The organism is Clostridium sp. AM34-11AC, from assembly GCF_003435375.1.
Taxonomy (GTDB): Bacteria; Bacillota; Clostridia; order Lachnospirales; family Lachnospiraceae; genus Pilosibacter; species Pilosibacter fragilis.
The window spans coordinates 243,960-257,864 of sequence record NZ_QWGL01000001.1 but is presented as its reverse complement, the minus strand read 5'-3'; the positions used below and the strand labels follow the sequence as shown (position 1 = coordinate 257,864).

The following is a 13,905-nucleotide window of genomic DNA, read 5'->3' as shown; positions in this document are numbered from 1 at the left end:
GACGAATGAAACGGTTATTGAGTTACTCAGTGGTTATGTTTGTGATCACGATCATATTGCTTTTGATCATTCCCCTTCCGGCGGGACTGGTGGATGTGGCGATCATATTGAATATGTCCCTTTCCATGATGATCCTGGTAATAACCATGACCATTCGGGAGCCATTGGAATTCTCCATATTCCCCTCTCTTTTGCTTATTACCACGCTGTTCCGTCTGGGTATCAATGTTTCAACCACGAGAAATATCCTTTCTCAGGGAGGTTCATCAGGCCGTGTCATTGCTGCCTTTGGTGATTTCGTTTTAAGAGGAAACGTAGTAGTAGGTCTGATCATCTTCCTGATCATCGTGTTGATGCAGTTTATTGTTATCACAAAAGGTGCAGAACGAGTGGCAGAGGTGGCAGCCAGATTTAATCTGGATGCCATGCCGGGAAAACAGATGGCTATTGATGCAGACCTTAGTTCTGGCCTGATCAATGAAACACAGGCAAAGGAACGGCGTGCCAAGGTTCAGAGAGAAGCAGATTTTTATGGCGCAATGGATGGTGCGACTAAGATCGTAAAGGGTGATGCAGTTATGTCACTTATCACAACTGCCATCAATCTGATCGGCGGCAGCATCATCGGTATTGTACAGTCCGGCAGCAGCATCTCAGCCGTGCTGAGTACCTATTCCATTGCGACAGTAGGTGATGGTCTGGTATCCCAGATACCGGCTCTTCTTATTTCTACTGCAACAGGAATGATCGTTACAAGAGCTGTTTCAGAAGGCAGCTTAAATGAAGATGTATCAAAGCAGTTTCTGGCCCAGCCTCATGCTATGATCGTTAGTGGTGCAGCAGTGGCGGTCATGGCTGTGATACCTGGAATGCCGGCAGTAAGGACTCTGGTTGTGGCTGCATGTCTTATGGGAAGCGGATTTTATCTTTCCGGAAAGATAAAAAAAGAGCCACAGGCATTGTCACAAATGGCAATGGCTCCTTCTACCCAGCTTCAGGATTCCCCACAGGCTCAGGCAGCTGCTGCAAAAGAGGAAGTAAGTGAGGAAGAATATTTTAAAGATGTAAATAATGTATACAGCCTTCTTACACTGGAGCCAGTGGAGATCGAGTTTGGTTATAGTCTGATCCCTCTGGCAGATGAGTCAGTAGGCGGAAGGCTGATCAGCAGGATCGTTATATTCCGCCGCCAATATGCCCAGGATATGGGATTTGTGATCCCATCCATCCGGCTCCGGGACAGTTCTTCCCTGGGACCAAGTCAGTATAGTATTCGGATAAAAGGAGAAGAAATTGCAGGAGGAGAGATCCTGATTGATTATTTCCTTGCTCTGGAACCAGAGGAGGTGGAAGAAGAAATTGAAGGTATTGAGGCCATTGAACCGGCATACGGTATACCCAGCAGGTGGATCAAGCCTGAAAACAGAGATCGGGCTGAATTATATGGTTATACGGTCATTGATCCTCTGTCTGTATTGCTCATGCATCTTTCAGAAGTCATCCGGCAGCATTCATACGAACTGCTTACAAGACAGGAAGTGGTAAGGCTTACGGAAAATCTGAAAAAAACAGCTCCTGAGCTGGTGGAAGAGGCAATACCACAGATGATCAGCTACAGTTATTTCCAGAGAGTTCTTACAAACCTTCTAAAAGAAGGAATTCCGGTCCGTGACCTGGAGACCATTGTAGAGAATCTGATGCAGACAGCCTCAGAAACAGGTCTTCCTCCAAGAGAGCTGGACCAGACAGTAGAAAAGATCAGGACAGCTCTTAAACGTACCATTACCCGCATGTACTGTACAGATGGATGCATGAAAGTCATCACACTGGATGCCCAGCTGGAACGGGAAATGGTCGCATCCTTGTCAAAAGGGGAAAATGGCTTATATCTGGCATTAAACCCGGAAATGCTCCAGCATGTGATCCGGCAGCTGGCAGAGCAGATAAAAAAGTTCAGTGGTTTATCACAGAATCCGGTGATCCTGACTTCACAGGTTATGAGGATCCATTTTTACCATCTGGTAGAACCCTTTTATCCTAATATCAGGGTGCTTTCATTTAATGAGATCGCAAATAATGTGCAGATCCAGTCAATTGGAAATATAAGTACAATGAAAAAAGGATCATAAGTGTACGGTCAAATGATATAAACAGCAGATAACAGGAGTGAGTAAAGTTATGGAAGATAAGCAGGAAAAGGCAGAGAAGGAGTTATTTGCGCTTTATAAAAAAACGAAAGATCCGGAAATAAAGAAAGAGATCACAATGCAGTATCTGTACATAGCCAGAACCACGGCAACGAAACTATATGATCTTTATTCTACCACCATGCAGATGGAAGATGCAGTGAATGAAGGTGTGGTGGCGATCATAAAAGGGATCGATATGTATGATCCGGATAAAAACATTAAGTTTTCCACTTACATTACAACGCGGGTAAGAGGAGCAATGCTGGATTATGTAAGAAAACAGGAGTGGATGCCCCGGGGATTTTACAAGCAGTTGGGGATTATAGAATCTGCATGCGAGGACATGAAGCGTGAATTAGGAAGAACACCAACAGTTGATGAACTGGCAAAGCATCTTGGAATAGAAAAAAAACGCTGCCAGAGGATCATTTCCATGAAAAACAGGAGAAATATCCAGTCTCTTGATTTTTTACTGGAAAACCAGAATACATCCAATGGACTCCAGATCACAAACAACGATACCCAGGTACAGCCTGAGGAGGCATGCTTGTGGGAAGAGGATATGCGGGTGCTGGCAGAAGGCATAGCCCAGCTAAATGAAAAAGAGCAAAAAACACTGGCACTGCATTATATGGAAGGGTTGAAAATGGAACAGGTGGGCCGGGTCATAGGTGTCAGCCAGCCCAGAGCATCCCAGATCCACACGATCGCCTTGCGTAAGCTGCGCCATTTTATAGAAACAAAAAATGGAAAGGGGATAAAGTCAGATGTATCAGGGATTTTATAATCTGGCGTCAGGCATGCTGACCCAGAGCAGGAACTTAAATACCATCAGCAATAATATGGTGAATATCCAGACTCCTGGATATAAAAACGAAACAATGGTAAGCAGTACTTTCAAAGAAGAAATGCTTTATCGTACAGGACAGTATAGCAAAGAAAATCCAACCCAGCTGGCAACTGTTTCAAAAATAAAGACAGCAAAGCAGGTTTATACCAATTATGACCAGGGCGGTCTGGAACAGACAGATGGGATCTATGACTTTGCCTTAAATGGAAATGGCTTTTTCTGCATCCAGACATCACAGGGCATCCGGTATACAAGGAATGGTTCATTTTCAGTAGATAAAGATGGATATCTGGTTTTAAACCAGGCAGGAAGAGTCTTAAACAAAGAAGGACAGCCTGTCCAGATCAAAAATGAGAACTTTACAGTTGATTCCAAAGGACACATTACTGCTGCTATTACAAAACAGTCTGATGGTGAAGAAAGCGGCAGCCAGGAAGTTACCATAGAGGATTATGGAACTTTGAAAGTAGTGGATTTTCCAGATCAGGGGCAGCTTCATGCAGAGGATAATGGACTTTTCTCTACTGCACAGGCAGAAACAACGCCTGCAGATACAACTGTTCAATGGAAAATGCTGGAAAAATCCAATGTAGACATGGTGGAGCAGATGACAGCTATGATGTCATCCCAGAGAGCGCTTCAAAGCGCAGCCCAGTCACTGAAAATGTATGATCAGATCATGAGTAAGTCTGTGTCAGATGTCGGTAAGCTGTAAGGAGGATAAAGAAATGAATATGTCATTTTATACAGGAGCAGCAGGAGCCGGACAGTTTACAAAAAAACTGTCAGTTGTATCCAATAACCTGGCCAATATCAACAATACAGGCTTTAAACCTAAAACAGCGGCTTTTTCTGAACTGATCCACTATAATCTTAATGATTCTGAAAATGCCCAGACAGAGCTGCAGACAGGTTCAGGAGCCAGAGTGGAGCGTACCTGGACGGATTTTAGTACAGCCGGTGCTACTCAGACCGGAAAAGAATATGATTATGCAATTATGGAGCCTAATGCATTTTTTATGATACAGGATCCTGCGTCAGGTGAGATCACCTATACAAGAAACGGTCATTTTCACAGGGGAGAACGTGAAGATGGATTTTATCTTACAACAGAAGATGGAAAGCTGGTGCTGGACCAGAACCGGCAGCCTCTTAAGCTGGAAGTAACAGATGTAGAAAAGCTGCAGGAGGAATCAGAGTCAGAAGACGATGACTACGATACAGATGATACAGACAGCACAGAGGATGATACTGACCTTCCTAAGGTAAGTGTATACACATTTTCAAACCCCAGCCGTCTCTTAAGCGTAGGAGATAATGAATATAAAGCACAGGATGGAATGGAAGCTTCTTTAAAATCAGATGCGGTCCTGCAAAAAGGGGCACTGGAGAATTCAGGCACCGATATGGCAAAAGAAATGGTCCATGTGATCGAATGTCAGAGAGCCTTTTCTTATGCTGTAAAAATGATCACTACATCAGATGATATAGAGGGAACGATCAATTCACTGAGAGGATAAGGTAAAAAATGGAAATAAAGCGATATGAAGATATGGACCTGCAGGCTCTGGATGTAATGCGGGAGATCGGCAGTATCGGTACTAGTCATGCAGCAACTGCTCTTTCCAAGCTTCTGCAGAAAGAAGTCCGGATCTCGATCCCATCTGTGAATATCCTTGGATACAATGATGCCATGAACCGGATCGGTGATGCGGAGGAGCTTGTTGCAGCAGCCCTTGTAAAAATGTCAGGTGATATTGAGGGGTTGATGCTGTTCCTTTTCGACCTGGATTTTGCAAATGAGGTATTGGAAAAACTGCTTGGAAGCCGTTATAAGTCCTTTCTGGATATGGACGAAATGGCCAGATCAGCACTGGTAGAAGTAGGAAACATCATTATCTGTTCTTATATAAATGCTTTTTCACAACTTGTAAATGTAGAGGTGGAACTGTCTGTTCCAAGTGCTACCATCAACATGCTGGGTGGGATCTTAATGGTACCTATTGCTGAGTATGGATATGAAACAGATAAACTGATGTATTGCAATGCAGATTTTGTGATCGGCGGAAAAGCACTTTCTGACTGGCTGCTCATGCTGCCGGACATTCGTTCTCTAAACGATATTTTAGAGAGGTTGGGAGTTTCATAATGATCGGAGGCACAGAATTAAAAGTAGGAATCGGTGATATGAAGTTTTCACGAGGGGAAGGAAGGATCATAACCTATGCTTTGGGTTCCTGTATCGGGATAACCTTTTATGATCCGGTTACCCGTCTGGGAGCACTTCTGCACATCATGCTTCCGGCACAGTTTGAAGGAAAGGATTCCAATCCATTTAAATTTGCAGACAGCGGCATCAGGGAAACCCTCAGAAAGCTGAAAATATTCGGTATGGTAAAAAGCCGGATGGTAGTTAAGATTGCAGGGGGAGCCAAGATGTTTGAGATCAGCGGAAACAGCAGCTTTGGAAATATCGGGCAGAGAAATGCAGAAAGTGTAAAAAAAGTCATGGCCCAGGAAGGAATCTGTATCGCAGCAGAGGATACAGGAGGAAATTATGCCCGTACCATGCTTTTAGATCTTGCAACAGGCGATGTGATCGTGCGTACAGTGGGACGACCGGAACGCCATCTATAGCCAGGGCTTTCATTTATGGTGGTGTCACCATCTGTGGCATGCCTGTTTACAGAAAAAAGGAGAGAAGATCATGGTCAAAAATGAAAAAGAAGGGATTCTTTTAGAATCAGGAACAAACGAGATTGAAGTAATGAAATTCACAGTTATGGGTGAATTTTATGGCATTAATGTGGCAAAAGTCCAGGAGATCATCATGAGTGAAAAGGTAAAACCGATGCCTCATGCAAACCCGGCAGTAGAAGGCATCTTTAAACCAAGGGATGAGCTGATCACAGTGATCAACCTGGCAAAATATCTTACAGGAGATGACCGGGAAAATGGGCCAAGAGATCTGTTTATCGTAACAAATTTTAATAAAATGACGGTCGCTTTCCGGGTAGACAGCATCGAAGGTATCAGCAGGATTTCATGGAAAGATATACAGAAGCCAGATAAGACCATTGCAAATGGAGATGACAGTGTTGCTACCGGTATTGCCCAGTGCGGAAAAGAGCTGGTGATCATCCTGGATTTTGAAAAGATCGTGGCAGAGATCGCACCGGAAACAACTATACAGGTGGCAGATGTAGATAAGATGGGAGACCGCCCTATCTGCAACAGTCCTATTGTGATCGCGGAAGATTCCATTCTTTTAAGTAAAATGATCGATGATTCCCTGGAAAGAGCCGGATTTACCAATGTAAAGAATTTTTCCAATGGCCAGGAGGCATGGGATTACCTTTCACAAATACATAATGATTCTGATCTGTATGATAAGGTCAATCTGGTCATTACAGATATCGAAATGCCGGAAATGGATGGCCACAGGCTTACAAAGCTGATCAAGGATGACGAACATTTAAAGAAGATCCCGGTTATCATCTTCTCTTCCCTGATCAATGAGCAGATGAGGCAGAAGGGGAAAGAATTAGGTGCAGACGAACAGCTTTCCAAGCCGGAGATCGGGCATCTGATCACAGTAATGGATGAACTGCTTGCCCGTTTTAAAAAACAGTACAGTCAGCAGTAAGGAGGACTCTAAGGATGGAAAAATATGTATTAACACAGGATCTTGTAACAGGAAATGAACTGATCGACAGTGAGCACAGGAAGATTTTTGACAAAGTCAATACCCTTCTGGATGCATGCTCAAAGGGAAAGGGAAGAGAAAATCTCTCAAGTCTGGGAGAATTTCTTGTTGAATATGTAACGAAACACTTTTCAGATGAGGAGGATCTCCAGAAGCAGTCAAAATATCCGGAATATACAGAACATCATAAATTTCATGAATGGTATAAACAGAAACTGGGGGATGCCATTATAAAAATGGAGCAGGAAGGTCCGACGATCAATTCCCTGGGCGAGATCAACTATATGGTAAGCGTGCTGGTTAAGCATATCCGGGCAACAGACCGCAAGCTGGCCCAGTGGATCCAGAATGGGACCAAAAATGAAGATACAGCTTCTAAAGCGGCAACAGGATCAGCAGTATCAGGGAAAACTTCCTATATGGATACCGTTTCAAAAGATGAAAGTACAGAAAATCTGGATATCCGCCAGATCCTGGATATAAAAGAACTTCAGCGGATCCAGGATCTGTTTTTAACGGTCACAGGCATGACAGCAGCAGTAGTGGATATGAAAGGAAAATACATTACGAGAGGAAACTCCTTTACCAGCTTTTACAGCAGGTATACCAATGGAAAACATAATGAGCTGCGAGAGTTTACCCAGGATCTTACAGTAGGAGGATTCCGTGCAGGTACAGTGATCGGCGGTATCGTCCTTGGAGATTACCCGGATGATTCAGCCCCAAGCCAGGAAGTAGTAAGTGCCGGTGGACAGCTTTTAGCTGAGATGCTGAATCTGTGGGCTAATGCCCTTTATTACCGGAAGAGCAATGCAGACAGCGTAGAAGCATTTGCAAAAGAGGAAAAGAAAGTACGGGATGCAGTAGGACAGATCAAGTATAAGGCAAAGGGACTGGAGCAGACGGCTACGATGGAAAAAATGCTTTCCCTGAATGCAGCCATTGAAGCAGGCCGTGCCGGAAAAGCAGGTGTAGGCTTTGGTGTTGTAGCAGATGAGATCGGCCGTATGGCAAATGAGTCAGCCGCTGTATATCAGGAGATCCAGGAACTGGTAAAACAGGTAGAGGAATCTATGGAACGCCTTGGAGAATAATACAGGGAGATCTTTCAGAAAATATTGTATGCAGAAGAGAGGATAAAAGGAGATACATAAAATGGTCATTACGGTTTCAAATCAAAAAGGCGGTGTGGGAAAGACCACAACATCAGCAGCGCTGGCTGCAGGATTTTCGATGGCAGGTAAAAAGGTTCTGTGTATAGACCTGGATCCCCAGGGAAATCTTGGATTCTGCCTTGGTCTGGATACCGAAGGAGGATCTACTATACTGGATGTATTAAAAGGAGATGTATCCATACAAAAGGCGATCAGCCGCACAGAAGGGATCGATATCCTTCCTTCTGATATTACATTAAGCAGCAGTGGTCTGGAGTATAATCCGGGAGAAGAAAAAGAATCTATTTTAAAAAATGTTTTAAAACCAGTTATGGATTTTTATGACTATATTGTGATCGATACACCCCCTGCCTTAAATCTTCTCACAGTTAACGCATATGCAGTTTCTGATTATCTTATTATACCAATGGCATCGGATATCCTCAGTCTGGTTGGTCTGTCACAGTTAAAGGAAACAGTAGAATCTGTCCGCATACAGATCAATCCCGGCCTTAAGATCATGGGTATCCTGCTAAACCGCTTTAATCCAAGAACATGTCTTTGCAGGGATGTATTGGAAATGGCCGGGCAGCTGGCCGGGCAGCTGGAAACCCGGGTATTTGACACAAAAATAAGGTCCGGAGTGGCGATTGCGGAAGCACCGGCCCATGGAGAAAGTATTTTTGAGTACAGTCCGAGAGCATCAGCTGTAAAGGATTATGGAAAGTTTTTAGATGAGGTAGAAAAGATCATAGGTTTCAGGGAGAAATAATATGGCAAAAAAAACAAATAAAACCTCACATGTGCTGAACCTTATCACAGGTTCACAGCCGCCAGTTGCGTCTTCTGGCGAAACACAGCCGCCTTCTTCAGCTTCCGGTGAAACACAGCAGGAAGGATCAGCTGCTGAAGAACCGGTAAGAGTGCCTTCCGCTAATGTGACTGTAGTCGATCCAAGAGAAGAAGGAAAGCTGGCAGAAGAGATCCAGAAGAATCTGATCCAGGAGCTGGAAAAAGAACAGACAGAAGAGCAGGCAGAACAGCCCGGGGAGCAGGAAGAACAGCCGGAAGAACAGTCGGAAGAACAGCCGGAAGAACAGCCGGAAGAACAGCCGGAAGAACAGACAGAAGAACAGACAGAAGAACAGACAGAGCAGCCCAAAACAAACGCAGGGACACCTGTACAGAAAGAACCGGAACAACAGGAAGAGCAGAAGCAGGAAGATGGTCCAAGTTACCGGGTCGTAAATATCATGGAGGAGATCCTTACTCCGGAACTGATCCTTGACGCACTGAAAAGTAATGATACCTGTACCTGCAGCCGCTGTCAGGCAGATGTGAAAGCGCTGATGCTTACCAGGCTGCCGCCCAAATATATTGTAGCAGATAATACGACAGTCCCGATGCTGCTAACCTTTTACCGCAATAAATTCCGTGTGGCTGTTTTAAGTCAGTCCATGAGAGCCTGTATGGAAGTAAAAGAACATCCACGCCATATCTTATAAATTTTCATGCTGCGCCGAAATATTTATATAGAATCTATAGAATCACAGGGATAAAGTATACAGAAGCGGCGCATTTTATGTACTCCGCGACATCACATGACTGAAAGGAGCAGCAGATATGTCAAGTGTATCAAGAACAAGCAGCAGTCTTGGAAATACAGCTTTAAGAGGATATGGCGGTTTAGCTTCCGGTATTGACAGGGATGCACTGATCGAACAGATGACAGCAAGAACAACATCCAAGATCACAGCCAAGAAGCAGGCTATGACAAAACTGGAATGGAAGCGGGATGCATATCGTTCTATCAGCAATAAGATCATAGATCTTCAGGACAATTACCTTAGCTATTCAGCAACAAAGAGCTTAAAAAACAGTGATTTCTTTGCAAAAAACCAGGTCAGTGTACAGGGAGATCCTGACTATACAAAATATATATCAGCGACAGGAAACGCAGACACTGCATCCAGAGTGTCAGTTCTGGGAGTAAACAAATTAGCAACATCTGCCACATTGATCTCCGGCGAAAAGAAAACAGAAAATGAAAAAGATTCAGCTATTACCTTAGGCGGCATCAGCGCGTCTGATTTTGAAAATAAAGAAGTAAAGACCTCCAATCTTTCCGGAACGAAGCTGACATTTGGAACCTACAGTATTACAGATAAGCAGTTTACAACGGAAGCAACCTTTACGTTCCCCACCAGTTATGAAAAAAAGCTGGACAATGGAAAAACAGAGACAGTTACCATTGATTATACGGCTAGTTCTGACAAGATAGTAGAACAGCTGAATGAAGCCCTTGATTCCCAGGGATTTCTCGGAAAAGATGGAAAGAGCGGCATTAAATTTACACTGAATGGTGATCAGATCCAGATCAGTCAGACAGACAGTATTACCGATAAAGGAAAAAGCTATGTGATCAGGGGAACATCATCTGCTTTAAAGAGTCTTGGCTTTAATTCCGGCAACATGAATCAGGATGAAATAGATAACGGCATTTCACTTAAGGAATTTAACGACCATACATCTTCATTTGAGGCTGCAGCTATAACAAAGCAGCCCCTTTCCGGCTATCTTAAGGGAAAATCAATCTCTGTTTCTTATGGCGGACAGACAAAGAATATTGAACTGATCGGCGATAAGGAAGAGATAAAAGATTTTAAAGCTTTTAAGGATAGCTTACAGAATAAGCTGGATAAAGCCTTCGGTTCAGGAAAGGTTACTGTAGGTGAGGGTCAAAATGGCAGCCTGACGTTTACTGCAAAAGACAACAAACAGACATTACAGATATCCGCAGACTCAAAGGAACTCCAGAATGCCCTGGGTATCACATCTACCCAGTCAAATAAGATCAGTACAGGAAGCAGCCTGTGGGAGAACAGGGTCAAACTGGGACTGGGAAAATACAATACAAAAGAGGAATTAAACGACGCATTAAAAAACTTTACAGTCAATGGTGCAAAAATAGATAATATCACTGCAGATACCACAGTAGACGGACTGCTTACTGCGATCAATAATAATAAAGATGCGGGAGTAACTGCCATCTATCTGGGCAGTGAAAATAAATTTGTTCTTTCTTCCAATGAAAAAGGTGAGGGCCGTAAGATCACCCTTGGTGCAGATCCAAAAGATACTACTGATGCAGCAAATCTCATTTTCGGCGGGGTTAGCACAGATGGCACAGATGGTGAGATGAGTATTCTCTATAATGGGGTACAGACCACCATTACCAGCAGCAGCAATACCTTCTCCATTGACGGTCTGGATATTAGAGCCACGAATACATTTAATACAGGCTCGGCAACTGCTGAAGGAGGCGTCAGCTTTACTGCATCAGCAGATACAGAAAAGGTAACGGAGACTGTAAAGAAATTCATTGAAGCTTATAATGCCATGATCGATGAGGTCCGCACCCAGGCAACAACCAAGCCGGACAGTAATTATAAGCCTCTGACAGATGATCAGAAAAATGAAATGAATGAAACCTCCATTAAAAACTGGGAGGATAAGGCAAAAGAGGGTATTCTGTACAACAGCAGCGCTTTAAAAGATCTGGACAATGCTACCCAGGGCATTTTCTCTTCAATGATGATAAACGGTGTTTCTTATGACGATCTTGAAAAGATCGGAATTTCCTTCTCAGATGATTACACAGCAGGTGGAAAGATCGTATTTGATGAAGAAAAGTTTAAAACTGCCATGGACAGTGATCCGGAAAAGGTATCAGACCTGTTCACAGGCACGCATGGTATTGTAAACACCATAGACAGTACTCTTTCTACTTATGCCACCAGATATGCAAGCAAGAATGGAAATTCCTATGGTGTGCTTATTGAAGAGGCAGGATCTGAAAAACTAAGCCTGACCCTGACTAACAACAGTATTTATAAAGAATTAAAGGATATGCAGGAAACCATCACAAACCTGCAGTCCCAGCTGTCAACTGAGCAGGACCGTTATATCAGTCAGTTTACGCAGATGGAAAGGCTGATCAATCAGATGAATTCACAGTCCAGCTACCTGTCACAGTTAGGTGGCTGATGGGGGTAAGAAAGCATGTATGAAAAGTTTAAGCAGTACAAGGAAAGTACGATCTATTCTATGAGCAATCTGGAGTTGTTGCTTTTATTGTATGATGAAGCAGTGAAACGTCTGAAAATGGCACAGATCGCACTTGAGGATAAAAAATATGAGACTTTTGAAGAATGTCTCGAAAAAACAGGACGGATCGTCCGGTATTTAATACAGATACTGGATATGCAGTATCCCATCAGCAAGGATCTGAAACGTATCTATGAGTACCTGATCTATGATATCAGCCGTGTTAAAGCAGGAAGGGAACGCAGGGCAGAAGAGATTCCAAGGATCAGCCACATACTTTCTGAATTAAGAGATGCATTTAACCAGGCAGGAAAGATTTCCGGCGATCAGCATATTGTGAGAGAACGAAGTGTTTTCGGTTAAAGGAGAATATATGAGCGCAGACTTGGAAACAATTTTGATATATCTTCAAAGGAGATATAATATATTAAGAGAAGTTTGTAGTCTGACGGAAGAACTGGCGGAGGCAGTGGAGCGCGGCGACACAGTCTCCGCTTCTCTTCTTTTAGATATGAGGGGAGAACAGCTGCAGCGCCATGCAGACTGTGAAGAACAGATCATCCTGCAGACTGCGGGAAACAGCCTTCGGGACCGGTATCTACGAGATCTGGCTAAAGGTCCATTAATGAATGTAAAAAGCTGTTTTAAAGGAAAGACAGAGCGCGAAAAAATGCTGGAGAAGCGTATTGAGGATCTGCGTTGCCGCACAGAAAAGCTTTTAGATAAGATACGCAGGATCGATGGGGGACTTAACAGAAGAATATCAAAAAACAGGTGAAGTTAAATGGAAAATCAAAACTTTTATGAAGGCCGCATACTGGTAAATATGGCTGCATCTGTTATGCGCCAGGATGATTTAAAGCCGCTTCATGGAAATCTGGACTGGGAAAGGCTGTTCCGGGTTGCAGATTATAACAAAATTTCAAACCTGATCTATCTTGCAATCCTTGGAAATAATGAAAAAATGCCGGAACGGTGGAAAACACGCTTTTATGAGCGCTACAGCGATATTCTGAAATTCAACGAAAGCTGCACAGAAGGAGAACGGGAGATACTGGTCCTTCTGGAATTAAAAAAAATCCCGGTACTCGTCCTTTCCTCCAGCAGCCGCAGACAGCTGTATCCAAGGGAGGAAATGGCAGGGGAAAGCTCTCTGAAGCTTTTTTTTCTTGACCCGGAAGATTATCTTTTTGCAAAAGGCTATCTGGTCAATATAGGCTACGAAACGGATACTCTCTATCCGGGAGTGGGTGAAAAGATGCGTATACCAGGTCGCTTTTCTGTGGAGATCTATCATACCTTTCCTTTTAAAACCCAGGTATACCAGAGGGGGATGGAAAAGCTGCTCCAGCGTGCTTTCCTGAAAGAAAATGGTAACTACATTTATGAATGGAATGCCATAGACCAGCTAGTCTATCTGATGATCCAGTCTGCTTACCTATATGTAACAGGACATCTGCAGATACGCCATCTGACAGACTTATATGTATTTTACAGAAAAGCAGCAGAAGAAGACCAGTTTCAGGAGCTTGAGAACCGGCTAAAGGAATTTAAAGTAAATATACTGGCGCAGAAGCTTCTGCATTTAAGCTATATGTGGTTTGGAACACGGGAAGAATGTGCCAGCATGGAGACAGAGGAAGAAGAACTCCAGGTATTTGATATACTGGAGAAAAATGTATTCTACGGCATGACAGGGAAATTTGGGCCGGAAACAGATGAACAGGCGCTGGATCTTAGATCAGACATATTAAAAGAAGAAGAGCGGGAAAACCGCATGGAAAAAAGAGCATTATTTTACCGGCGTCTGAGAGAGTTTTTTTCTCTCGTACGCCGGCAGCTGAAAGAGCTATATGATATTTTGTATAGCAGATAAGAGTCATTTTATCAGTATTCACC

Annotated in this window: 14 protein-coding genes; all 14 read left to right on the top strand. The window is 43.5% G+C overall.

The annotated features are described in order from the left end of the window. Positions 1-5: 5 nt before the first annotated feature. Positions 6-2,129, top strand: a complete 2,124-nt coding sequence (gene flhA / locus DW826_RS01130) for a flagellar biosynthesis protein FlhA (protein ID WP_117551787.1) — start codon at positions 6-8, stop codon at positions 2,127-2,129. Between the two features lie 49 nt (positions 2,130-2,178). Next, positions 2,179-2,976, top strand: a complete 798-nt coding sequence (locus tag DW826_RS01125) for a sigma-70 family RNA polymerase sigma factor (RefSeq protein ID WP_015553145.1) — start codon at positions 2,179-2,181, stop codon at positions 2,974-2,976. Further along, on the top strand, positions 2,957-3,754 hold the full coding sequence (locus DW826_RS01120) for a flagellar hook-basal body protein (protein ID WP_117514362.1): 798 nt from the start codon (positions 2,957-2,959) through the stop codon (positions 3,752-3,754). Before DW826_RS01125 ends, DW826_RS01120 begins: the two co-directional genes overlap by 20 nt. A 13-nt stretch (positions 3,755-3,767) precedes the next feature. Next, positions 3,768-4,559, top strand: coding sequence for a flagellar hook-basal body complex protein (locus DW826_RS01115; RefSeq protein WP_015553147.1), 792 nt, complete (start codon positions 3,768-3,770; stop codon positions 4,557-4,559). 8 nt (positions 4,560-4,567) lie between these two features. Continuing rightward, a complete protein-coding gene (locus DW826_RS01110; protein ID WP_015553148.1) occupies positions 4,568-5,188 on the top strand; it encodes a chemotaxis protein CheC in 621 nt (206 codons plus the stop codon). Further along, positions 5,188-5,676: a chemotaxis protein CheD gene (locus tag DW826_RS01105; RefSeq protein ID WP_015553149.1), complete on the top strand. Its 489-nt coding sequence runs from the start codon at positions 5,188-5,190 to the stop codon at positions 5,674-5,676. Before DW826_RS01110 ends, DW826_RS01105 begins: the two co-directional genes overlap by 1 nt. Positions 5,677-5,746: 70 nt before the next feature. Further along, positions 5,747-6,685: a chemotaxis protein gene (locus DW826_RS01100; protein WP_117551786.1), complete on the top strand. Its 939-nt coding sequence runs from the start codon at positions 5,747-5,749 to the stop codon at positions 6,683-6,685. A 14-nt stretch (positions 6,686-6,699) separates the two neighbouring features. Then, positions 6,700-7,839: a hemerythrin domain-containing protein gene (locus tag DW826_RS18510; protein ID WP_242994020.1), complete on the top strand. Its 1,140-nt coding sequence runs from the start codon at positions 6,700-6,702 to the stop codon at positions 7,837-7,839. 61 nt (positions 7,840-7,900) lie between these two features. Beyond that, positions 7,901-8,671 carry a ParA family protein gene (locus DW826_RS01090; protein WP_117551785.1) on the top strand — a complete coding sequence of 257 codons (771 nt, stop codon included), beginning with the start codon at positions 7,901-7,903 and terminating at the stop codon, positions 8,669-8,671. Position 8,672: 1 nt separating this feature from the next. Next, entirely contained in the window at positions 8,673-9,404 is a 732-nt protein-coding gene (locus DW826_RS01085; protein ID WP_117551784.1) for a late competence development ComFB family protein, read from the top strand. 118 nt (positions 9,405-9,522) lie between these two features. Next, positions 9,523-11,946, top strand: coding sequence for a flagellar filament capping protein FliD (gene fliD, locus DW826_RS01080; protein ID WP_117551783.1), 2,424 nt, complete (start codon positions 9,523-9,525; stop codon positions 11,944-11,946). Between the two features lie 15 nt (positions 11,947-11,961). Next, positions 11,962-12,369, top strand: coding sequence for a flagellar export chaperone FliS (locus DW826_RS01075; RefSeq protein ID WP_117551782.1), 408 nt, complete (start codon positions 11,962-11,964; stop codon positions 12,367-12,369). Between the two features lie 10 nt (positions 12,370-12,379). Then, positions 12,380-12,784 carry a hypothetical protein gene (locus tag DW826_RS01070; protein WP_117551781.1) on the top strand — a complete coding sequence of 135 codons (405 nt, stop codon included), beginning with the start codon at positions 12,380-12,382 and terminating at the stop codon, positions 12,782-12,784. Positions 12,785-12,790: 6 nt separating this feature from the next. Next, on the top strand, positions 12,791-13,882 hold the full coding sequence (locus tag DW826_RS01065) for a nucleotidyltransferase family protein (RefSeq protein WP_117551780.1): 1,092 nt from the start codon (positions 12,791-12,793) through the stop codon (positions 13,880-13,882). The last annotated feature ends 23 nt before the right edge of the window (positions 13,883-13,905 follow it).

What these genes read in the sequence shown, in the direction of transcription:
- DW826_RS01110 (WP_015553148.1), top strand. Translation starts at nt 4,568, where the DNA reads ATGGAAATAAAGCGATATGAAGATATGGACCTGCAGGCTCTGGATGTA.
- DW826_RS01120 (WP_117514362.1), top strand. Translation starts at nt 2,957, where the DNA reads ATGTATCAGGGATTTTATAATCTGGCGTCAGGCATGCTGACCCAGAGC.
- DW826_RS01090 (WP_117551785.1), top strand. Translation starts at nt 7,901, where the DNA reads ATGGTCATTACGGTTTCAAATCAAAAAGGCGGTGTGGGAAAGACCACA.
- DW826_RS01075 (WP_117551782.1), top strand. Translation starts at nt 11,962, where the DNA reads ATGTATGAAAAGTTTAAGCAGTACAAGGAAAGTACGATCTATTCTATG.
- DW826_RS01115 (WP_015553147.1), top strand. Translation starts at nt 3,768, where the DNA reads ATGAATATGTCATTTTATACAGGAGCAGCAGGAGCCGGACAGTTTACA.
- flhA (WP_117551787.1), top strand. Translation starts at nt 6, where the DNA reads ATGAAACGGTTATTGAGTTACTCAGTGGTTATGTTTGTGATCACGATC.
- DW826_RS01100 (WP_117551786.1), top strand. Translation starts at nt 5,747, where the DNA reads ATGGTCAAAAATGAAAAAGAAGGGATTCTTTTAGAATCAGGAACAAAC.
- DW826_RS01070 (WP_117551781.1), top strand. Translation starts at nt 12,380, where the DNA reads ATGAGCGCAGACTTGGAAACAATTTTGATATATCTTCAAAGGAGATAT.
- DW826_RS01065 (WP_117551780.1), top strand. Translation starts at nt 12,791, where the DNA reads ATGGAAAATCAAAACTTTTATGAAGGCCGCATACTGGTAAATATGGCT.
- DW826_RS01085 (WP_117551784.1), top strand. Translation starts at nt 8,673, where the DNA reads ATGGCAAAAAAAACAAATAAAACCTCACATGTGCTGAACCTTATCACA.
- fliD (WP_117551783.1), top strand. Translation starts at nt 9,523, where the DNA reads ATGTCAAGTGTATCAAGAACAAGCAGCAGTCTTGGAAATACAGCTTTA.
- DW826_RS18510 (WP_242994020.1), top strand. Translation starts at nt 6,700, where the DNA reads ATGGAAAAATATGTATTAACACAGGATCTTGTAACAGGAAATGAACTG.
- DW826_RS01105 (WP_015553149.1), top strand. Translation starts at nt 5,188, where the DNA reads ATGATCGGAGGCACAGAATTAAAAGTAGGAATCGGTGATATGAAGTTT.
- DW826_RS01125 (WP_015553145.1), top strand. Translation starts at nt 2,179, where the DNA reads ATGGAAGATAAGCAGGAAAAGGCAGAGAAGGAGTTATTTGCGCTTTAT.